Origin of the sequence: Mycobacterium sp. (assembly GCF_040509115.1) — a bacterium.
In the GTDB taxonomy this organism is placed as follows: domain Bacteria; phylum Actinomycetota; class Actinomycetes; order Mycobacteriales; family Mycobacteriaceae; genus Mycobacterium.
In genome coordinates this window covers 1-21,618 of the sequence record NZ_JBEVLO010000243.1, presented here as the reverse complement: position 1 = coordinate 21,618, position 21,618 = coordinate 1, and the positions used below count along the sequence as shown (strand labels likewise).

The 21,618-nt window shown below is 67.6% G+C and carries 19 protein-coding genes; 1 reads left to right on the top strand and 18 read right to left on the bottom strand.

The features are described 5' to 3' along the window. Positions 1-161: 161 nt before the first annotated feature. The 16 genes from ABW137_RS16855 to ABW137_RS16780 all read right to left on the bottom strand — a co-directional run bounded on the left by ABW137_RS16855 (position 162) and on the right by ABW137_RS16780 (position 18,412). Positions 162-500: a P-II family nitrogen regulator gene (locus ABW137_RS16855; protein ID WP_293234425.1), complete on the bottom strand. Its 339-nt coding sequence runs from the start codon at positions 498-500 to the stop codon at positions 162-164. A 39-nt stretch (positions 501-539) separates the two neighbouring features. Further along, positions 540-1,895: an ammonium transporter gene (locus tag ABW137_RS16850; RefSeq protein WP_526401958.1), complete on the bottom strand. Its 1,356-nt coding sequence runs from the start codon at positions 1,893-1,895 to the stop codon at positions 540-542. A gap of 249 nt (positions 1,896-2,144) precedes the next feature. Beyond that, complete coding sequence (ftsY, locus tag ABW137_RS16845) at positions 2,145-3,533, bottom strand: signal recognition particle-docking protein FtsY (RefSeq protein WP_526401966.1); 1,389 nt, start codon at positions 3,531-3,533, stop codon at positions 2,145-2,147. Positions 3,534-3,636: 103 nt separating this feature from the next. Next, positions 3,637-7,257, bottom strand: a complete 3,621-nt coding sequence (smc, locus tag ABW137_RS16840) for a chromosome segregation protein SMC (protein WP_526401956.1) — start codon at positions 7,255-7,257, stop codon at positions 3,637-3,639. A gap of 26 nt (positions 7,258-7,283) precedes the next feature. Continuing rightward, a complete protein-coding gene (locus ABW137_RS16835) occupies positions 7,284-7,550 on the bottom strand; it encodes an acylphosphatase (protein WP_526401964.1) in 267 nt (88 codons plus the stop codon). 23 nt (positions 7,551-7,573) lie between these two features. Beyond that, positions 7,574-7,981: an OsmC family protein gene (locus tag ABW137_RS16830; protein WP_526401954.1), complete on the bottom strand. Its 408-nt coding sequence runs from the start codon at positions 7,979-7,981 to the stop codon at positions 7,574-7,576. A gap of 112 nt (positions 7,982-8,093) precedes the next feature. Continuing rightward, on the bottom strand, positions 8,094-8,942 hold the full coding sequence (gene mutM / locus ABW137_RS16825) for a bifunctional DNA-formamidopyrimidine glycosylase/DNA-(apurinic or apyrimidinic site) lyase (RefSeq protein ID WP_526401952.1): 849 nt from the start codon (positions 8,940-8,942) through the stop codon (positions 8,094-8,096). Next, positions 8,935-9,747: a ribonuclease III gene (gene rnc, locus ABW137_RS16820; protein WP_526401950.1), complete on the bottom strand. Its 813-nt coding sequence runs from the start codon at positions 9,745-9,747 to the stop codon at positions 8,935-8,937. The genes mutM and rnc overlap by 8 nt, the downstream gene beginning before the upstream one ends. Next, a complete protein-coding gene (locus ABW137_RS16815; RefSeq protein WP_526401948.1) occupies positions 9,744-10,352 on the bottom strand; it encodes a YceD family protein in 609 nt (202 codons plus the stop codon). The genes rnc and ABW137_RS16815 overlap by 4 nt, the downstream gene beginning before the upstream one ends. Before the next feature lie 79 nt (positions 10,353-10,431). After that, complete coding sequence (sepIVA, locus tag ABW137_RS16810; RefSeq protein ID WP_526401946.1) at positions 10,432-11,169, bottom strand: cell division protein SepIVA; 738 nt, start codon at positions 11,167-11,169, stop codon at positions 10,432-10,434. Positions 11,170-11,300: 131 nt separating this feature from the next. Then, complete coding sequence (gene coaD, locus ABW137_RS16805) at positions 11,301-11,780, bottom strand: pantetheine-phosphate adenylyltransferase (RefSeq protein ID WP_526401944.1); 480 nt, start codon at positions 11,778-11,780, stop codon at positions 11,301-11,303. 11 nt (positions 11,781-11,791) lie between these two features. Then, a complete protein-coding gene (rsmD, locus tag ABW137_RS16800) occupies positions 11,792-12,364 on the bottom strand; it encodes a 16S rRNA (guanine(966)-N(2))-methyltransferase RsmD (protein WP_526401962.1) in 573 nt (190 codons plus the stop codon). After that, positions 12,361-15,750, bottom strand: coding sequence for a pyruvate carboxylase (locus ABW137_RS16795; RefSeq protein ID WP_526401942.1), 3,390 nt, complete (start codon positions 15,748-15,750; stop codon positions 12,361-12,363). Before ABW137_RS16795 ends, rsmD begins: the two co-directional genes overlap by 4 nt. Positions 15,751-15,775: 25 nt before the next feature. Continuing rightward, positions 15,776-16,405 (bottom strand): vitamin K epoxide reductase family protein, encoded by a 630-nt coding sequence (locus ABW137_RS16790; RefSeq protein ID WP_526401940.1) that lies wholly within the window; start codon positions 16,403-16,405, stop codon positions 15,776-15,778. Continuing rightward, on the bottom strand, positions 16,402-17,196 hold the full coding sequence (locus tag ABW137_RS16785; protein ID WP_526401938.1) for a DsbA family protein: 795 nt from the start codon (positions 17,194-17,196) through the stop codon (positions 16,402-16,404). Before ABW137_RS16785 ends, ABW137_RS16790 begins: the two co-directional genes overlap by 4 nt. A gap of 31 nt (positions 17,197-17,227) precedes the next feature. Then, on the bottom strand, positions 17,228-18,412 hold the full coding sequence (locus ABW137_RS16780) for an alpha/beta hydrolase (protein WP_526401960.1): 1,185 nt from the start codon (positions 18,410-18,412) through the stop codon (positions 17,228-17,230). Between the two features lie 260 nt (positions 18,413-18,672). On the opposite strand from ABW137_RS16780, the gene ABW137_RS16775 reads away from it, so the two are divergent. After that, on the top strand, positions 18,673-19,527 hold the full coding sequence (locus ABW137_RS16775; RefSeq protein ID WP_526401937.1) for an aldo/keto reductase: 855 nt from the start codon (positions 18,673-18,675) through the stop codon (positions 19,525-19,527). A gap of 113 nt (positions 19,528-19,640) precedes the next feature. Here ABW137_RS16775 and ABW137_RS16770 read toward each other — a convergent pair whose 3' ends face one another. Together ABW137_RS16770 and ABW137_RS16765 are read right to left on the bottom strand one after the other, a co-directional pair. After that, positions 19,641-21,050, bottom strand: coding sequence for an amidase (locus tag ABW137_RS16770; protein ID WP_526401935.1), 1,410 nt, complete (start codon positions 21,048-21,050; stop codon positions 19,641-19,643). Positions 21,051-21,086: 36 nt separating this feature from the next. After that, on the bottom strand, positions 21,087-21,618 hold a 532-nt coding region (locus ABW137_RS16765; protein WP_526401933.1), incomplete at its 5' end, for a TetR/AcrR family transcriptional regulator.

Here is a 21,618-nt window from a genome sequence, read left to right as displayed (position 1 = left end):
GCCTCCCATCGAGAGGCCCCGGCAGCGGTCGTCTGCTCCTCGCGCAAGCGCTTGGCAGCGGGATCTGGTGTCTGCTTTGTCAACTCGGTCCTCCCCGGACGTGCCATTGATCGTCATTTCGATGCTCGTCCGGGAGACGACGCTAAAGACTCATTGCTGCATCAGATGGCGTCGGTCCCCCGCTCACCGGTGCGCACCCGCACCACGGTGTCCACGGGGCTGACCCAGACCTTGCCGTCACCGATCTTGCCGGTGCGCGCGGCCTGGACGATGACGTCCACCACCTTGTCGACGGCCGAGTCGTCCACCAAGACCTCGACCCGAACCTTCGGCACGAAGTCGACGGAGTACTCCGCACCGCGGTAGACCTCGGTGTGGCCCTTCTGCCTACCGTAACCCTGCACCTCGCTGACGGTCATTCCCAGGATGCCCGCCTGCTCCAGCCCGGTCTTGACGTCCTCGAGTGTGAACGGCTTGACGATCGCAGTGATCAGCTTCATTTAGTCAGTTCCTTCCAAGACGCTGTCAATTGTTCCTGATCATGCGAGTTCATAAGCGGTTTCTGCGTGCTCTGTTTCGTCGATGCCGGTGTCCTCGTCCTCCTCGGTGATCCGCCAGCCGAGAGGCTTGACGATGAAGGCGATGATCACGGTCATCACGGCGGTGAAGATCACGGCCGCGAGGGCGATGACGATCTGGACGACCAGCTGCTTGTAGTCGCCGCCGTAGAACAGGCCCGTCTCACTGGCGAAGAAGCCGATGCCGATGGTGCCCCACAGGCCCGAAACAAGGTGCACGCCAACGACGTCGAGCGAGTCGTCGTAGCCAAACTTGTACTTCAGCCCGATCGCCAGCGCCGACAGGATGCCTGCGATGGCGCCGAGGAAGATCGAACCGATCGGGGTCAGCGCACCACAGGCGGGTGTGATGGCAACCAGGCCGGCAACCACACCGGAAGCGGCGCCGACGCTGGTGGCGTGGCCGTCGCGGATTCGTTCGACCACCAACCAGGCCAACATTGCCGCAGCGGTGGCGGCCGTGGTGTTGACGAAGACCTGACCGGCGATCATGTCCGCCGCACCTTCGGATCCGACGTTGAAGCCGTACCAACCGAACCACAGGATGGCCGCGCCGAGCAGAACGAACGGGACGTTGTGCGGGCGGAAGGCGGTCTTGCCGAAGCCCGCGCGCTTACCGAGCAGGATCGCAAGGACCAGGCCCGCCATACCGGCGTTGATGTGAACGACGGTGCCACCGGCGAAGTCGATGGGCGCGACGTTGGCCGAGCCCTCGTCATCGAGACCGAACAACATGCCCGCGATGCCCTTGTCGCTACCCGACAGCAGGCCACCGCCCCAAACCATGTGGGCCAGTGGGAAGTACACCAGGGTGACCCAGATGCCGCCGAACAGCATCCAGGTGCCGAACTTCATGCGCTCGGCCACCGAACCGCTGATCAGCGCGACGGTGATCACGGCGAAGGTCAGCTGGAAGGCGACCCAGATGATCGCGGGAACGGTGCCGAAGCCACCGCTGACGTAAGCGGTGGTGCCGTCCGGCAGGTCCTTGGTCTCCAGGAGCTGGCTCACGCCGAACAAGGAGAAGGGGTTGTCGAAGATTCCTGCGATGTCGCTCTCGCCCGTGTGAGCCGATGAGAAGGACATGGAGTAGCCCCACAGCACGTAGATGATGCTGACGAGTCCGAGCGACCCGTAGGACATCATCATCATGTTCAGGACGGACTTCTGCCGTGACAGGCCGCCGTAGAAGAACGCCAGGCCCGGCGTCATGAACAGCACCAGGGCCGTTGCGGTAATGACCCATGCGGTGTCGCCTCCACTCAGCCCCTCAGGGCCGAACGGCAAGAACGCATCGTCTGGTAGGGCTAAGAGCACTTTGAGTGAACCTCCTTGGGAAGTGCGCCGACGGAATCGGCCTCCCGATGAGAGTCGTGGGCACTCGTTTCATCCGTGGTTCACAGGTGTTTCCAGGAAGTGAACGGATCGGCCTTCACTGTTACACCTGTGTTTCATCCTGTTGGGCTGAGCTAACTTTCAGGAAATTGCGGCGTACGTCACATCGTGCACGAGTTCTCCTCACGCAAGCGCTCGTCCGTGCTCGATGTCTCCTCGCGCAAGCGCTCGTCAGCCAAGCAGGGCGTCGACGAACGCCGCAGGCTCGAACGGCGCCAAGTCGTCGGGCCCCTCACCGAGACCGACCAGCTTCACCGGCACGCCCAATTCTTGTTGGACGCGAAACACGATGCCGCCCTTCGCCGTGCCGTCCAGCTTGGTCAGCACCACTCCGGTGATCTCGACGACCTCGGCGAAGACCCGGGCCTGAGGCAGGCTGTTCTGACCGATCGTCGCATCCAGAACCAGCAGCACTTCGTCCACGACCGCACGCTTGGTGACGACCCGCTTCACCTTGCCCAACTCGTCCATCAGACCGGTCTTGGTGTGCAGCCGGCCGGCGGTGTCGATCACCACCACGTCCGCCCCCGACGTGATGCCCTGATCGACCGCATCGAACGCCACCGACGCCGGATCCGCGCCCTCGGGACCGCGCACCACGTCTGCGCCGACGCGGGACGCCCAACTCTGCAACTGGTCGGCCGCCGCCGCGCGGAACGTGTCAGCCGCGCCAAGAACGACGCGTCGACCGTCGGCGACGAGAACGCGCGCGAGTTTGCCGACGGTCGTGGTCTTGCCGGTCCCGTTGACGCCGACGACGAGCAGTACCGACGGCTTGTCGTCGTGCGGCAGCGCCTTGATCGACCGATCCAATTCGGGGTGCAGTTCCTTGATGAGCACCTCGCGCAGCACGGCCCTGGCGTCGGCCTCGGACCGCACGCTGGCCGCTGCCATCCTGGCGCGCAATGCGACGACGACCGATTCGGTGACGACGGGTCCGAGGTCGGCGACGAGCAGCGTCTCCTCGATCTCCTCCCACGACTCCTCGTCGAGGTCACCACCGCCCAGCAGACCCAGCATGCTGCGGCCGAGTGCGCCCTGAGACTTGGAGAGGCGGCCGCGCAACCGCTCCAACCGGCCATCCGTCGGCGCGATCGCGTCGATCTCGGGTGCGACCGGCTCGGCAGCCGGCACCTCGACGGCCGGCACCTCGGCGGCCGGTTCCTCGACGGACGGCACCTCGGCAGCTGGCTTCTCGGCAGCTGGCTTCTCGACCGCCGGCTCGGGTTCGACCTCCACCGCGGGAGGCGCCTCGACCGTCGGCTCGGGCAACTGGACGTCGGCGATCGATCGCTTCGGAGAGTCACGCGGAACGGTGGCGTCGTCCCCCACCGCTGGAAGGCCGTCGGTGTCCAGCCTGGGCTTCGGTGGCGTCGCGGTACCCGTGGACTGGCTGAACGTGATCCCCGACGACGCCGTGTAGCCACCGGACTTGTCGATCGGGGTGGTGGTCTCTGGCGACGACAGGCTGATCCGTCGCCGCCGGTAACGCACCAAGCCGACGATCAGCGCTGCTAGGACGAGAACGACGACGACCGCTAACGCGATCCACAGACCTATCGAGACGGTGTCTGACACCCGGTCATTGTCTCAGGGTGCCTGGGGCGCCACGACCTCCCCCGGCGCTGGGCGGCCCGCCGCCGTCGATGCGACCGGCGTTCGGTCAGGTGGCCGACTCCAAGCCGCCGGGTGACGACGCCGTCACGAGGTCTTGGCCGCGCATCCGCTGCGAGATCACCGTCGTGATGCCATCGTCGCGCATGGTGACGCCGTACAGCGCGTCGGCTATTTCCATCGTCGGCTTCTGATGGGTGATGACGATCAGCTGAGACACCTCGCGGAGCTGCTCGAACAGGCTGATCAGCCGGCGCAGGTTGGCGTCGTCGAGCGCGGCCTCGACCTCGTCCATCACGTAGAAGGGCGAAGGGCGGGCCCGGAAGATCGCGACGAGCATCGCCACGGCGGTCAGGGACTTCTCCCCACCGGACAGCAGCGAGAGGCGCTTGATCTTCTTGCCGGGCGGGCGGGCCTCGACCTCGATGCCGGTGGTCAACATGTCGTCGGGATTGGTCAGAAGCAGCCTGCCCTCGCCACCGGGGAACAGCGTCGCGAAGACCTGGGTGAACTCGCGCTCCACGTCGGCGTACGCCTCGGCGAAGACCTGCAGGATGCGGTCGTCGACGTCGGCGATGACGTCGAGCAGGTCCTTGCGCGCCGCCTTGACGTCCTCGAGCTGAGTGGACAGGAAGTTGTAGCGCTCCTCCAGCGCCGCAAACTCCTCCAGCGCAAGGGGATTCACCCTGCCTAGCTCGGCAAGTTCGCGTTCGGCCTTCTTGGCACGGCGCTCCTGGGTCGGGCGGTCGAATGGCATCGGCGCGGGCGCGGTCACCTGCTCGCCGCGTTCCCTGGCCTGCTCGTACTCGGCCATCTCGAGGTCGGTTGGCGGCAACGCCACGTCGGGTCCGTACTCGGCGATCAGATCGTCGGTGGCCATGCCGAACTGCTCGAGAGCCTGGGCTTCGAGCTGCTCGATGCGAAGTGCAGCCTGAGCCTTGGCGACTTCGTCGCGGTGCAACGAGTCAGTCAGCGCGGTGATCCTGGCATTGAGGTCGTTGACCTCGGCGCGGGCACTGCTCAGCGCCTCGGCCCGGACCCGACGTTCGGCGGCCAGGCCGTCACGGGTGCGGGCCGCAACGGCGACGGCCACACCGAGCCGTTCGGCGACCAGCCGTCCCGCTTCCGCGACCGCTGCGGCTACTGCACTGGCGTGCTCGCGCGCCTCGCGTGCGCGCTGCGCGCGCACCCGGGCCTCCCGCTCGGCATTGGCGGCACGACGCAGCGAATCAGCCCGTCCGCGAACGGCATTCGCGCGTTCTTCGGCGGTGCGTACCGCCAGCCGCGCCTCGAACTCCGCCGCGCGGGCCGCCTCAGCCGCGGTGACCGATTCCTGCCGGTCCACCGGTTCGGAGTCGAATGTCGGCGCCGCCTGCGCGTTGCGCAGTCGCTCCTCGAGTGCGGTCATCTCCTCGACGGTGCGCACCCGACTGGCTTCCAACTCGTCGCGCTGAGCAATCAGCCGCTGCCATTCCTCTTCCGCCGCACGCGCTTCGTGGCCGAGCCTGCCCAGCTGCTCGTAGATCGCCGAGATTGCCGCGTCGGACTCGTTGAGCGCGGCCATCGCCTGCTCGGCGGAATCCCGCCGCGATGCCTGTTCGGCGAGCGCCCCCGACAACGCCGCGGACAGTTCGGAGACCTGCCGTTCCGAATTCTCCAATTCGCTTCGCGCCTTGTCGATTTCGGAGGCGATCTCCAGCGTGCTCGGCTTGCGGTCTGATCCGCCGGTCAGCCATCCCGCACCGACGAGATCGCCTTCGGCGGTGACGGCGTGCAGATGCGGCCGGGCGGCGACCAGATCCAGGGCCCCGGCGAGATCGTCGACGACCACCACCCGCGCGAGCATCGCACCGATGGCACCCTGTAGGCGCGGCGCGGCGTCTACGAGATCCAGCGCCCACATCGCACCCTCGGGTAACGCGAATGCTGAATCCTGCGTCGAGACTTCGCTTTCCGGCCAGTCACCGAGAATGATCGCCGCCCGGCCGCCGTCGGCCTGCTTCAGCGCGGCGACCGCCGACCTGGCGGCGCCGAAGTCCTCGGCGGCCAGCGCGTCGGCGGCGGTGCCAAGAACCGCCGCGATGGCCGCCTCGTAACCGGCGCGAACCCTCAGCATCGTGGCCACGGAACCGAACAGTCCGGTCCCACCGTGGTTCTGTTGCAACCAGGCGGCACCGTCGCGACGATCCAGCCCGACCGCCAGCGCGTCGATCCGTGCTCGCAGTGACGCGACCTGACGTTCGGCGCCTCGCTCGGCGGCCTGCAGTTCGGTGACCCGTTCGTCGGCGATTCGCAGTGCGGTCACCGAGCGGTCGTATTGCTCGTCGAGGCCGACCTCACCCGCATCGAGTTCACCGACCCGGGCCTGCACGGTCTCGAACTCGGCCGTGGACTGTTGAACGCGGCTGGCGGCTTCCTCAATGGTGACCGAAAGTCGCGCCACCCCTTCGTCTGTCGACTCGACCCGGGTTCGCATCGTGTCGACCTGACCGGACAGCCGGGCCAACCCCTCGCGGCGGTCCGCCTCGGCGCGTGCCGCGGCGAGGTGTGCTCGCTCGGCCTCCGCCGCGATGCTCTCGCGCTCGCTCAGTTCAGCGCGGGCTTCTTCCTGACGTTCTCGTGATTCCGCCAGCTCGAACAGCAGCTCCTGCTCGTGGGCGGCGACCTCCTCGGCCTCGGCCTCGAGCGCCTCGGGGTCGGCGCCCTGGGAGGCCTCGACGTCGGCATCGAGCAGCTGCGCGCGGTCGCTGGCGATCCGCACGGTCGCGCTGACCCGTTCGGCGAGCGCCGACAGCCGGAACCACGTCTGCTGGGCGGCCTCAGCGCGGCCGCTCAGTCCGGTCACCGCGGCCTCGTGGGCGGTCAGTTCGATCGAGGCCGTCTCCAGCCGCGCCGCGATCTCGCCGTGTTCGCGGCGCAGGGTGGTCTCGGCCTGGTTGGTGTCGTTGAACTCGGTACGCCGAATGACCAGGTCGTCGGCGGCCAGCCGCAACCGCGCGTCGCGAAGGTCGGCTTGGATGGTCTGCGCCCTGCGGGCCATCTCGGCCTGGCGCCCCAGCGGCTTGAGCTGACGCCGCAGCTCGGTCGTCAGGTCGGTGAGCCGGTTGAGGTTCGCCGACATCGAGTCCAGCTTGCGGACCGCCTTCTCCTTGCGCTTCCGGTGTTTGAGCACACCGGCGGCCTCCTCGATGAAGGCGCGGCGGTCCTCGGGTCGCGACTCGAGGATCTCGGAGAGCTTGCCCTGACCGACGATGACGTGCATCTCGCGGCCGATGCCCGAGTCGGACAACAGTTCCTGGACGTCCATCAGACGGCAACTGCTGCCGTTGATCTCGTATTCACCCGCACCGTCGCGGAACATCCGGCGGGTGATGGAGACCTCGGAGTACTCGATCGGCAGTGCGTTGTCGGAGTTGTCGATCGTCAAGGTGACCTCGGCGCGCCCCAGCGGAGCGCGCGACGACGTCCCAGCGAAGATGACGTCCTCCATCTTGCCGCCGCGCAACGTCTTGGCGCCTTGCTCGCCCATCACCCACGTCAGCGCGTCGACGACGTTGGACTTGCCCGATCCGTTGGGTCCGACCACACAGGTGATGCCCGGCTCGAAGCGCAGAGTCGTCGGCGAAGCGAAGGACTTGAAGCCCTTCAGCGTCAGACTCTTGAGATGCATGGAGTGCCACCTTACCTGCGATGTTGCTACCGCTCGGTGAAGCCCTCGATCGCCTCGCCCGCCGCCGACCAGTCGGCCACGACCGTCTCGACGTGACCCGGTGTGGTGCCACCCTCCAATAGGTCGAGCAACCGCTGACAAGAGGCACGTGGCCCGCGGGCCACGACGTGCACCCGGCCGTCGGCCTTGTTGGCCGCGAAGCCCGTCAACCCGAGCTCCAGCGCCCTGGCGCGGGTCCACCAGCGAAAGCCGACGCCTTGGACGCCACCGTGCACCCAGGCGCTCAGGCGCACGACGTCGTCGCTGAGCGGTGCGCTCACTTCGGGGTGACCTCGAAGGTGACTTCAGTGCCCGTCTTGAGGGTGCGCCCCACTGTGCACACCTTGTCGATCGAGCGTTCCACGATGAGGATCAGCTTCTGCACCTCGGCCTCCGTCAGCCCCGACAGGTCGACTTCGAGGTTCTCCTCGAGCAGCGGGTAGCGCTCCTGCTCACGGTCGGCGGGACCGGAGACCCTGACGGTGGCCTGGTAGTCGTCGCCGAGGCGGGTCCGCAGCGCGTGGTCGCTGCTCATCCCGCTGCACGCGGCGAGGGCGATCTTGAGGAGTTCACCTGGAGTGAAGACGCCCTCGACGTCTTCGGAGCCGACGAGCACCTCCGCACCCCGCGTGCTGCGACCGGTGTACCGGCGCACACCCGTGCGCTCGACCCAGAGATCCGTCATGTGGTCCCACCTTCCGTTCTTGCGCGTGCGTGCGTGTCTGCCCGCGACACGCCGCAGGCGACCGGCAGTTCATGCACGCGTGCGTTTCCTGGTTGTCAACGTCGCGGTCTTGTCAACGTCGCGGTCTTGGCTGGCATTTCGGACAGTAGAACGACGACCGGTTCATGAACTTGTCGCGCTGCATGACCGCACCGCAGCGCTTGCACGGTTCGCCCTCGCGGCCGTAGGCGTCCAGTGACCGGTCGAAGTACCCTGACTCGCCGTTGACGTTGACGTATAGCGAATCGAACGAGGTGCCGCCCTGCCCGAGTGCGTCGCGCATGACGTCTGTCGCATGGTCGAGGATCCGCGCCAACGTCGGTTTGGTCAGCGACTCTGCCGTGCGGGCCCCATTGACCTTGGCCCGCCACAGCGACTCGTCGGCATAGATGTTTCCGATGCCCGAGACCACGGTCTGGTCCAGTAGCTGCCGCTTGATCTCGGAATGCTTCCGACGCAACACCTTCACCACGGAGTCGCGGTCGAAGAGCGGGTCCAGCGGGTCGCGGGCCACGTGCGCGACGGGCTCGGGGACCTCGCTGCCGTCGACGGTGAGCAGGTCGGCGAGCATCCAGCCGCCGAACGTGCGTTGGTCAACGAAGCTCATCGCCGTGCCGTCGTCGAGGAGGGTCGCCACGCGTAGGTGCTCGGTTCTGGCGACCGGTCCCAGCAGCATCTGCCCACTCATCCCGAGGTGCACGACCAGCGCGTCACCGCTCCCGAGCGTCAGCCACAGGTACTTTCCACGCCTGCCGGTGCCCGTGATCTCGCTGTCCAGCAGACGAGCGGTCAGGTCGGCGGCGCCCTCTTCGTGGCGGCGGACCGCACGCGGATGGTGCACGCGAACGGCGGTGATCTTCCGGCCGACGACGTGCGCGGCGAGCCCGCGCCGCACGACTTCGACCTCGGGTAGTTCAGGCATCCTGCACGGCGTCGGTGATCTCGGTTGCCCTGACTGCCATGGTGACCACGGAGCCGTCGGTAGCCACGGCGCCGTCGGTAGCCACGGCGCCGTCGGTGGCCACGGCGCCGTCGGTGATGGTGTCGAGCCGCTCGTAGGCGGCGGCAGCAGCGTGCTGCTCGGCCTCCTTCTTGGTGCGGCCCTCACCCTTGCCGTAGTCGCTACCGTCGACCACGGCGCGCGCCGTGAAGTGCTTGTCGTGCTCGGGACCGGTCGACGTGACGACGTATGTCGGGACACCCAACCGGCGGGCCGCCGTCATCTCCTGCAGGCTGGTCTTCCAGTCGAGCCCCGCCCCCAGGTGCGCCGCGGTCTCGAGTACGTCGGAGAACAGGCGAATGATCACGTCGCGCGACACCTCGTGTCCATGTTGGACGTATGTGGCGCCGAGGAGCGACTCGACGGCATCGGCCAGCAGGTTCGACTTCTGCGAGCCGCCGCTGGCGACCTCGCCCTTGCCGAGCAGCAGGTATGCGCCGAGACCGTCGGCGGTCATGTTCCTGGCAATCGTCGCCAGCGCCTGGGTGTTGACCACGGCGGACTTCAGTTTGGCCAGTTCACCCTCGCTGCGGTCGGGGTATCTGTAGAAGATCTCGGCGGTGATGACCAGCCCGAGGACGGCGTCGCCGAGGAACTCGAGACGTTCGTTGGTGGGCAGGCCGCCGGCCTCATAGGCATAGCTGCGGTGTGTCAGCGCGACGGTCAGCAGCTCTTCGGGGAGGGTGACGCCCAGGGCTTCGAGCAGAGGCGCGCGATCGATCGTCACTCCGAACCCCCTGCTGTCGGCTCCTCCTCTTCGGTGGGAATGATCGCCGCCAGCTTGGCCCACCTGGGATCGATGACGTCGTGATGATGGCCGGGTTCGGCGCTGGCCAACTGGACGCCGCACTCGGGGCACAGGCCGGGGCAATCGTCCCTGCACAGCGGCGAGAACGGCAGCGCGAGCCCGACGGCGTCGATGATCTGCTGCTCGATGTCGACGGTGTCGCCCGCTGCGTCGTAGACGACGTGGCCGACTTCGTCCTCTTCGGCTTCGGCCTCGATCTCGCTGTCGGGGTAGGCGAAGAACTCGGCCAGATCGATGTCGACGTGGTCGGTGACGGGGGTCAGACAGCGCGCGCACTCGCCCTCGGTGGGCGCCGACGCGGTACCGCTGACCAGTACGCCGTCCGACACCGACTCCAGACGCAGGTCCAGAGTGATCGGTGCGCCCTTGGCGATCGCCAGCAGCTCTACGCCGATGCGTGCCGGCGACGGCACCGTCTCGTGCAGGGTCACCATCGAGCCTGGCTTGCGGCCCAATTCGGAAACGTCGAGGACGAAGGGTGAGTTAGGACCGCGACGTGCGCCATGTCTCGACATCCCAGCCATCAGTCGATCCTACGGCCGAGGTCTGACCCCACCCCACCGGACCAGGCCCGACGGAATCCGCGCTGGATAGGTGATGCCGTCAGCGCTGGGCGTAGTCGTGTGTACCGGCTGCAGTACGCAGCTGGTGACGGCCGCGACCGACGGAGCGCAGCGTGCCGTTGAGGTACTCCTCGAACTCGGCCAGCTTGCTGTCGACGTAGATGTCGCATTCGCCGCGCAGCCGGTCGGCCTCGGCGTGGGCGGTGTCGATGAGGCGGGTGGCCTCCGAGGTCGCGGTCTGCACGATCTCGGTTTGGGACACCAGGCGCTGCTGTTCCTTGATGCCTTCCTGCACGGCCTTCTCGTAGGAGATGTTGCCGTTTTCGATGAGGCGATCGGCTTCTGCCTTGGCGCGTCCGGTGCTGGCCTCGTATTCGCGCTTGGCGGTGGACGACACGCGGTTGGCCTCTTCACGAGCCTCGCCGACCATCCGTTCGCTGTGCTGGCGGGCCTCGGCGACCATGCGGTCGGCCTGACCCTTCGCGTCGGCGAGCAGTCGATCGGCCTCGGCCCTGGCGTGGTTGACCATCGAGTCGGCCTCGGCGGCGGCGCTGGACACCATCGAGTCGGCGTGTTCCTTGGCGTCGCGCAGCATCGCGTCGCGCGCGTCGAGCACGTCCTGGGCGTCGTCGAGTTCGCCAGGAATTGCGTCCTTGATGTCGTCGAGCAGTTCGAGCACATCACCACGGGGCACCATGCAGCCCGCCGTCATCGGCACGCCGCGAGCCTCCTCGACGATCGCTCCGAGCTCGTCAAGCGCCTCAAATACTCGGTACACGGCAACACCCTCCAGGACTGGTCGTTGTGACCATTGTGCCTGGTGTTACTCGTGTGACTCGGCGCGCCACGCCGGGGAGTTTTTCCGGCGCCACCACCGCACGTACCGCTGCCGCCCGGATTCGCCAACCGTCAGCGTTCGGCCAACTTTGCTCGTAGGCGCGCATTCACCGGTTCGGGGAGCAGGTCCGAGACGTCGCCGCCGAGCGTCGCGACCTCCTTGGCCAGCGACGAGGACACGAACGAGTAATTGGGGGTGGTCGCGACGAAGAACGTGTCGACGCCTGCGACGTGCTTGTTCATCTGGGCCATCTGCAGCTCGTACTCGAAGTCGGTGCCGGTCCGCAGCCCCTTGACGATCGCCGTGAGCCCGCGGGCCTTGACGAAGTCGACGACCAGGCCGCTACCGCTCTCCACCCGCAAGTTCGACAGATGGGCGGTCGACTCCCGGATGAGCTCGATGCGCTCGTCGGCGGTGAACATCCCCTTCTTGTTGGGATTCACCAGGACGGCCACGACGACTTCGTCGAACTGCGCTGCCGCCCGCTCGAACACGTCGACGTGGCCGAGCGTCACGGGGTCGAAGGATCCGGGGCATACGGCGCCACTCATGGTGGACGACGCTACGCGAACTCGCCGAACTCCAGGCGGGTGTCTCCGTAGCGACGCTCCTTGCCGACCGTCCACCCCGACGGCCACGTCAACGACGGACCCGTCGCGGACCGCTCCACCACCGCGAGCGCGCCCGACGCCACCCACCCATTGACCGTCAGGGTCGCGAGGGCGGATTCGACGTCCGCAACGGGTGCGTCGTACGGCGGATCGGCGAACACCACGTCGGCTGGCCGGTCGGCGCGCGTCGCAAGCACCGACGCCACGGTGCCGCAGCGCACCACGGCACCATCGGCGCCGAGCGACCGGGCGTTGTCCACGATGACGGCAGCCGCGCGTCGGTCGGCCTCCACGAACGTGGCCGACGCCGCCCCCCGCGACAGCGCTTCGAGGCCGAGGGCGCCCGAGCCTGCGTAGAGGTCGAGCACCACCGCGTCCGTCAGGTCGACGCGGGCCGCCAGCACGTTGAACAGCGACTCGCGGACTCGGTCGGTGGTGGGTCGAGTGCCCGACACACCGCCAGAACGACTCTGCGGCACCGAGATTCGCCGACCGCCGTACCGCCCGCCGATGATCCGGGTCAGCCGATCACCACCAGCAGGTCACCGCCCTCGACCTGCGCGGTCGCCGACACGGCCACCCGCTCCACGGTGCCCTTCTTCGGCGCGGTGATGGCCGCCTCCATCTTCATGGCCTCGATGGTGGCGATGCTCTGCCCCGCCGCGACCTCGTCACCTGCCGCGACGTTGACGGTGACGACACCGGCGAACGGCGCGGCGACCTGGTCGGGATTGTTCCTGTCGGCCTTCTCCGCGGCGGGCACGGTGTCAGCGATGCTCTCGTCGCGCACGACGACCGGGCGCAGTTGGCCGTTGATGATGCACATCACCGTGCGCAGGCCCCGCTCGTCGGGCTCGGAGATGGCCTCCAGCCCGATGATCAGGTCGACGCCGCGATCGATCTGGATCCGGTGTTCGTCGCCATGCCGCAATCCGTAGAAGAACTGGTTGGCCGACAGCCGCGAGGTGTCGCCGTACACCTCGCGGTGCGCCTCGAACTCCTTGGTCGGCCCTGGGAACAACAGCCGGTTGAGTGTCCGTTGCCGCTCCACGCCGGGCTGACCGAGCAGTTTCTCGTCCTCGACACTGAGCTCCGCGACCGGCTTGGCAGCCGAACGCCCCTCGAGCGCCTTGGTGCGCAAGGGTTCTGGCCACCCACCCGGCGGATCGCCGAGCTCACCGCGGAAGAATCCGATGACGGAATCGGGGATGTCGAACCGCGCGGGATCGGCAGCGAACTCGTCGGCGGTGACGCCCGCGCCGACCAGCGCCAGCGCCAAGTCACCCACGACCTTGCTCGACGGCGTGACCTTCACCAGGTGCCCGAGCACCCGGTCGGCCCCGGCGTAGGCGTTCTCGACGTCCTCGAACCGGTTGCCAAGGCCAAGGGCAATAGCCTGCTGACGCAGGTTCGACAGCTGCCCGCCCGGAATCTCGTGGGAGTACACCCGCCCCGTCGGGGCTGGCGGACCGGACTCTGCAACGTCGAAGGGCGCGTACACCTTTCGCAACGCTTCCCAGTACGGCTCCAAATCGCATACCGCGGGCAACGACAGCCCGGTGTCGTACGGAGTGTGCATCGCCGCGGCAACGATCGAGGACAACGACGGCTGACTGGTGGTGCCCGCCAGCGGGGCGGCCGCACCGTCCACTGCCGACGCACCCGCCTGCCAGGCCGCGGTATAGGTTGCCAGCTGACCACCGGGAGTGTCGTGCGTGTGCACGTGCACCGGCAGGTCGAACCGACTGCGCAACGCCGACACCAGCGTGGCTGCTGCCGGTGCCCGGAGCAACCCGGCCATGTCCTTGATCGCCAACACGTGCGCGCCCGCCTCGACGATCTGCTCGGCGAGGTTCAGGTAATAGTCCAGCGTGTAAAGGGTCTCGGCGGGGTCGGAGAGGTCGCCGGTGTAGCTCATCGCGACTTCGGCCACCGCGGAGCCGGTTGCCCGGACCGCGTCGATCGCCGGGCGCATCGACTCCACGTTGTTGAGCGCATCGAAGATCCGGAAGACGTCGACGCCGGTGTGGGTGGCCTCCTCGACGAAGGCACTGGTCACCGTCTCGGGATACGGCGTGTACCCAACGGTGTTGCGGCCACGGAGCAGCATCTGCAGGCAGATGTTCGGGATCGCCTCTCGAAGGGCGGCCAGCCGCTCCCACGGGTCTTCCTTCAGGAAGCGCAGCGCGACATCGTATGTCGCACCGCCCCAGCATTCGATCGACAGCAACTCCGGGGTCATCCTGGCGATGTAGGGCGCGATCGCCAACAGGCCAGAGCTACGGACCCGGGTCGCGAGCAGGGACTGATGCGCATCGCGGAACGTGGTGTCGGTGACGCCGACGGCAGGCGAATCCCTCAGCCACGACGCGAAGCCCTCGGGTCCCAGCTCGGTCAGCCGCTGCTTGCTGCCCGACGGCGGCACCGACTCGAGGTCGATCTCGGGCAGCTTGTCCTGCGGGTACACCCTCGGACGTCCGCCGTAGGGCGAGTTGACGGTGACCTCGGCGAGGTAGTCGAGGATCTTGGTGCCGCGGTCGGCCGACGCGTGCGCGGTGAGCAGTTGCGGGCGGTCGTCGATGAACGACGTCGTGACCCGGCCTGCCTTGAAGTCGGGGTCGTCGACGACCGACAGCAGAAACGGGATGTTGGTGGATACCCCGCGGATGCGGAACTCGGCCAGCGCCCGACGGGCCCTGGTGACCGCGATGGAGAAGTCCCGACCACGACACGTCAGCTTCACCAGCATCGAATCGAAGTGCGCGCCGATCTCCGCACCAAGGTTCGTGCCGCCGTCGAGCCGGATGCCCGCACCGCCCGGTGAGCGGTAACCGGTGATTCGCCCGCTGTCGGGGCGGAAGCCCTTCGCCGGATCCTCGGTGGTGATCCGGCACTGCATCGCAGCACCGTTGATGCGGACCGTCTCCTGGCTCAATCCCAGCTCGGCCAGCGTCTCCCCCGCGGCAATCCGCAGCTGGCTGGCCACCAGGTCGACGTCGGTGATCTCCTCGGTGACGGTGTGTTCGACCTGGATGCGGGGGTTGCACTCGATGAAGACGTGGTTGCCGCGTTCGTCGAGCAGGAATTCGATGGTGCCTGCACAGGAGTAGCCGATTTGCCTGGCGAACGCGACCGCGTCGGAGCAGATCTTCTCCCGCAGCTCCTGGGACAGATTGGGCGCAGGCGCCAGCTCGATGACCTTCTGATGGCGGCGCTGCACGCTGCAGTCCCGCTCGAAGAGGTGCATTACGTTGCCCTTGGCGTCGGCCAGGATCTGCACCTCGATGTGACGCGGATTGAGCACCGCCTGCTCCAGGTAGACCGTCGGGTCCCCGAACGCGGACTCGGCCTCCCGGCTGGCGGCCTCGATCGCCTCGGCCAGCGCATCCAGCTCGGTCACCCGCCGCATGCCGCGGCCACCGCCGCCGGACACCGCCTTGACGAACAGCGGGAACGTCATGTCGGCGGCTGCGGTGAGCAGGTCCTCGACCGAGTCGGAGGGCTCCGACGATGCCAAGACCGGCAGACCGGCTTCTCGCGCCGCGGCGATCGCCCGCGCCTTGTTCCCGGTCAGCTCCAGAACGTGGGCGCCCGGCCCGACGAACGTGATGCCTGCCTCGGCGCAGGCCGCCGCGAGCTCCGGGTTCTCCGACAGGAAGCCGTACCCCGGGTACACCGCATCGGCACCGGCGTCCCGCGCGACGCGGATGATCTCGTCGATCGAGAGATACGAGCGCACCGGATGACCCGGCTCACCGATCTGATATGACTCGTCGGCCTTCATCCGGTGCGGCGAGTTTCGGTCCTCGTACGCGTACACCGCAACGGTCGCGATGTTCATCTCGTATGCCGCGCGGAACGCCCGAATCGCTATCTCACCGCGGTTGGCCACCAGCAGTTTGGAAATCACGAACAAACCCTAACGTGCCGCCGACCTAGATCAGCGTCGACCAGTAATTCCAGAACCGCTCGAGAATCATCAGAATCAACGCGGTGAACCACAGCGCCACCAACGACCAGCGCCACTGGTAGAGGAAACGGGCAAACGCATTGCCCGCCAAGGGCCGAAGCGCGATCGACAGGACGACCACGACGAGTGGAATGGTGACCGTCCAGACCACCATGCAGTACGGGCACAGTGCGCCGATGCGGTACAGGCTCTGGAAGATCAACCAGTGCACGAAGACGGCGCCAAGCAGCGTACCCGCCGCCAGCCCGTACCAATACCATTGCGGCAAGCGGACTTTCGCGACGGCCAACACGCCGGTGACCACGACGACGGTGAAGGCCACGATGCCGATCAGCGAGTTGGGAAAGCCGAACGCCGACGCCTGCGGGGTGATCATCACCGAGCCGCAGGACAGCACCGGGTTGATGCTGCAGGACGGCACGTAGTTGGGGTCGGCCAGCAGCAGGATCTTCTCAACGGTGAGCGTGACGGCAGCGACGAGACCGACCACGCCCGCGATCAGCACCCAGAGAGCGCTGGTGGTCCGCACCCGTCCAGGCTGCGGCGCCCCCGGCGACTCGGCAGGCGGGGTTTCGCTCGTCGCGGCTACGGTCACGGCGCCGTGGGGGCCGTGGCGGCGGGGGGAATGGCGGCCGGCGGCGCGGTGGTCAGCCCTGGCACCTCACCGACGATCTCCTTGACCTTGGCAACCAGTGCGTCCGGCGTCGAGAACTGGTAGTCCTCGCCGTTGATCTTGACCGTCGGGGTGGACTGGATGCCCGTCGCTGCCGCCAGGCCCGACGACAGGTCGACGTACTTGCCGCTGCTGATGCAGTCCGGCACGCTGCCGCTTGCTCCGGCTTGGCGCGCCGTCTCGATCAGCTGGTCGTCGGTCGGGTAGGAGGTGGCCGTCTCGCTGGGTTGCTGCGCGAACAGCGCGGCGTGGAAGCGACTGAACACCTCCTTGTTCGGGGTGGTGTCCTCGTCGGCCACGCAGTACGCCGCCCCGCCCGCGCGGGACGGGTAGTTCTGATTCTGTGGCCGGTCGAGGATGGCGACCATGTAGTAGTCCGCCGCGACGGCGCCACTATCGATCAGGTTCTTGATCGTCGGTCCGAATTGCGCCTCGAACGCGCCGCAATGCGGGCAGAGGAAGTCCTCGTACATCGAGAGCACCACCTTGGGATCCGAGGAACCCTCCTTGGTGATCAGCTTGCTCGACGCGACGCGGACCGACTTCGTCTCTCCCGCGGTTGACTTGGTCTGGCCGTTCATGACGATGTAGAGCACGAGACCGACGGCGAATATGACGACGATCGCGGTCAGCCCGATCTGGATCATCAGGTTGCGCCTGCGGTCGGCAGCCTTCAGGTCGTAGCTCGGGGTCTTCTTGGATTTCGTGGCCACCGCACTAGGGTACCGGCGACGCGCGGCGTCCTCAGCTGCGGCTCAGGTGCGCCCGCAGCGCCGAGACCACCTCTGCGGTCGCGGTGGCACTGTCGCCGCCGAGCGGGAAGAAGTTGGCGAAAGCGTGCACCAGCGAGTCGAACCGGCGGTGGTCGACGTCGACGCCTGCCGCGGCGAGCGCCTCGGCGTACCGGTCCCCCTCGTCCCGCAGCGGATCGAAGCCTCCGGTCACCACCATCGCAGGTGGGAGGCCCGACAGGTCCTCAGCCAGAAGCGGCGAGATCTGGGCGTCGCCCACTCCGCACGAGGAACCGGAGAGGTAGAACTCCCGGAACCAGTCGATGTCGTTCTTGGTCAGGAAGTATCCGTCGGCGAAGAGCGTCTGCGACCGGGTGTCGTCGGCGAAGTTGGTGACCGGGTAGAGGAGCAGTTGCAGGGCGGGCAACTGCACGCCGTCGTCGCGGGCCAGCTGGGACACCACTGCGGCCAGGTTGCCGCCGGCGCTGTCGCCGGCCACGGCGACCCTCGACCCGTCGGCGCCGAGTTCGGCGGCGTGCTCAATCGCCCAGCGGTACGCCGCATAACAGTCCTCGACGGCGGCGGGTGCCGGATGTTCCGGCGCGAGTCGGTAGTCGATCGCCAGCACGTGCACTCCGGCGTCGCGACAGATCAGTCGGCACAGGCCGGTGTGGGTTTCAAGGTCGCCGAGGACGACGCCGCCGCCGTGGAAGAAGACGACGAGGGGTACCGACGAGCGCTCGCGCGAGGAGTCGACTGGATCCGACGAGCGCTCGCGCGAGGAGACGAACGGCACCGACGAGCGCTCGCGCGAGGAGACGACTGGATCCGCTCCCCGACCGTTGACCGGGGTGTAGTGCCGGGCGCCGATCGGTCCTGCGGGGCCGGGCAGCGAGATGTCCCTGACGCCGACGGCGACCCCGGAGTCGGCGAACGCCGCGAGCTTCCGCAGCTGCGAACGGGCGACGCCGACGTCACTGCTGGCGACCAATCCGCTGACGCCTGCCGAGCGCAGCGCGGCCAGCATGAACTGCAAGGTCGTGTCGAGCGTGTTGCCGTCGACCGTGACCGTCCGGCGCCTCATGAGCACGCGTTTGACCGCGTCGGGGAGATGCGGCAACAGGCGCAGCATCACCGCGCTGGACGCGTTGAGCGCCGCCAGCCGGGCCGGACCGGGCAGCCCGACGGTGGGGTGCATCACCAGTGCGGCGGGGCGGGTGGACGGAACCTGGGCTGGCAAACTGCCGGTCACGGCTGCTCCTTCGGACGCACGGGATGCCTGGATCACGCTGAACGACCGTGGTTCGACACCACCGGTCGCGCATCGGAGGACTCCAGCACCGGGGCAAATTAGGTGTGATGTCCAGCTCGGTAATATCGTCAACCCGACATCGGTGGACCCCGAGCGGATAGTGCTGGGTCCGATCCACGATCGTTCCACTTCACAGGGTAGGTGACATGACTTCGGCGGCAGCCAATCCCAGTCAGATTCCAAACGTGGCACTCAACGACGACAACAGCATCCCGGCGCTCGGGATCGGGGTGGGCGAACTGTCCGACGCCGAGACCGAGCGCGCTGTGTCGACCGCGCTGGAGATTGGCATCCGACTGATCGACACTGCGGCCGCGTACGGCAACGAGGAGGCGGTCGGACGCGCCATCGCCGCCTCGGGGATCCCGCGCGCCGAGATCTTCGTCACCACCAAGCTGGCCACCGCCGATCAGGGTTTTCGGGCCGCGCAGGACGCGTGCCGCGCCAGCGTCGAGCGGCTGGGTACGGACTACGTCGATGCCTACCTCATCCACTGGCCCGTCGCCGGCGACGCTGGGGTCTACCTCCACAGCTGGGGCGGGATGATGAAGCTGAAGGAGGACGGCGTCGCCAAGTCCATCGGCGTCTGCAACTTCTCGGCAGAGGACGTGTCGAACCTCATCGATCTCGCCTTCTTCCCGCCCGCCGTCAATCAGATCGAGCTGCACCCGCTGCTGAACCAGGCGGCGTTGCGGGCTTCCAATGCCGAACACGACGTCGTCACCGAGGCCTACGGTCCCCTTGGCGTTGGCCGTTTGTTGGAGAACCCGACGGTCGCGTCGATCGCGGGTGAGTACGGCAAGTCGCCCGCCCAGGTGTTGATCAGGTGGAGCTTGCAGCTCGGCAACGTCGTGATTCCCCGGTCCGCGACACCCTCGCGGATCGCCGAGAACGCCGACGTGTTCGAGTTCGAGCTCGCCGCCGAGCACATGGACGCCCTCAACGGGCTGGACGAGGGCACCCGCTTCCGGCCCGACCCGGCGACCTACACCGGCACCTAGCCTGCAGACGGCGTGGGCGGGCGCCGTACCGGATCGGTTCTGCGCCATGCCGATTCGCCAGTACGTGACGCCCAAACCCCGGTGAGACAGCCGAGCGCGCCGTTGGCGTGGGCCTACACCCCTCCGAGCGGGTCGCTCCCTGGAATGGCGAGGACGTGCTCGAGGGATTGCGCGATGCCGAGCAGTTCGAGATCGTGGCCAGGTGCTGCCAGCAGTTGGGCGCCGACGGGCAGTCCGGTCGGGGTGAATCCCGCGGGAAGCGACATCCCCGGAATGCCAAGCGGCGTAAAGAGCCAAGAGGCCCTCATCCAATCGAGGTAATCGTGCATCACGGTGCCGCTCACCGACTTTGGCCAGTTCCATTCGACGGGGAACGGCGCGATCGTCGACACCGGCGCGAGGATGGCGTCGTAGTCGTCGAAGAACCGCGTTGCGCTCTGGGTCAGCCGCGTGATCTCCGCGTACGCCCGCATGACGTCGCGGCTGCTCAATGCGGCACCCTGAGCGATGTTGTCGGCGAGGAAGTCGACGAACGCATGCGGGTCGGCTTGCAGGTGAGCGTGCCAGGCGGCGTCGAAGCCGGCGGCCCGCAGCGTACGGAAGGCGCTGTCGGAGCCGTCCACGTCCGGGCAGTCCAACCGGACGTCGCAGCCGGCGCGCTCCAGGACGGCAGCGGTGTCGGCGATGACGTCCGCGACCTCGGGGGCGACGGGTACCCGACCGCCCAGATCGGGCGCGTAGGCGATGCGCAGCCCGTTCAGGTCGCGCGGCGCGAGCGTCCAATCTACTGCGGCTCCGAACGAGGGTTGCGCGATGACCGAGAGCAGAAGCGCCACGTCGGAGACGTTGCGACCCAGTGCCCCGTTGGTGGCAAGGGGGTTGAAGGCATCCTTCTCCCACGTGTTCGGGACGGCGCCGGGGGTGGGTCGGAAACCGACGACGTTGCAGAACGACGCCGGGTTGCGCAGCGAGCCACCCATGTCGCTGCCGTCGGCGATCGGGACGAAATAGGACGCAAGGGCGGCTGCGGCACCACCGCTGGATCCGCCTGCCGATCGGGAGCGGTCGTGTGGATTGCGCGTCGAGCCGAATACCCGGTTGACGGTGTGCGACCCGGCGGCCAGTTCGGGCACGTTGGTCTTGCCGATCAGGATGGCCCCCGCCCGCAGGATGCGCTCGACGTGCAGGTCGTTGACGTCGGGCACGTTGTCGGCAAATAGCGGATGGCCGAACGTCGTTCGCATACCAGCGGTTTGGGCGGTGTCCTTGATCGCAATGGGCAGGCCGTGGAGCGGCCCACGGTCGTCACGGGGCATCGCATCGGCGGCCGCAGCCCTGCGCAGTGCGCCCTCCCGGTCGAGGGAGACGATCGCATTCACTGCGGGATTGAGGGCTTCGATGCGGTCGAGGTGCGCGGTGACGAGCTCGACCGCCGAGAGTTCCTCCGCGCGGATCAGGTCCGCTTGGCGACGGGCGGTGAGTCCGACGATCTCCGGCAGTGAGGTCACGTTCCTGGGGTCCACGGTTGAAGTATGCCGATACTCGCCGCGCCCACTCGTTCAGGCCGGCGACTGGCTGCGTAGACCATCCACGATCAGATCGAGCATGTGCTCGTAACTATCTGCGGCGCTTGATGTTTGACCGATACCGGCGAGTTCGATCGTCACGGCGCCGTGGACTGCATTCCAGACCGCCTGGCCGGCCTCGAGCGGCTCGCGGGTGGCCGACCCGATGACGTCACCGACCATGCCGACCAGCACCAGGAACACCTCGTGGCCGCGCACCATCACCGGTGACGACGGCTCGGCTGCAGGCGTTCCCGCCGAGAAGATCAGCGAGTACCTGGCCGGATGGGCCAGCGCATGGTCTCGGTAGCCGCGGCACGCGCGACGCAGTCGCTCGACCGGAGTGAGGTCCGTCGGGACGTCGATGGCCGCGGCGAGGCCGTCGAAGGCACGGATGGCAAGCGCGGCGAGCAGGCCGTCCTTGTTGGCGAACCTGTTGTACACGCCCATCGGCGCCACCTGCGCCTCCCTGGCGACGGCACGAACGGTCACACCGCCCGTGCCGTCGCGATCGAGGACGGTCTCG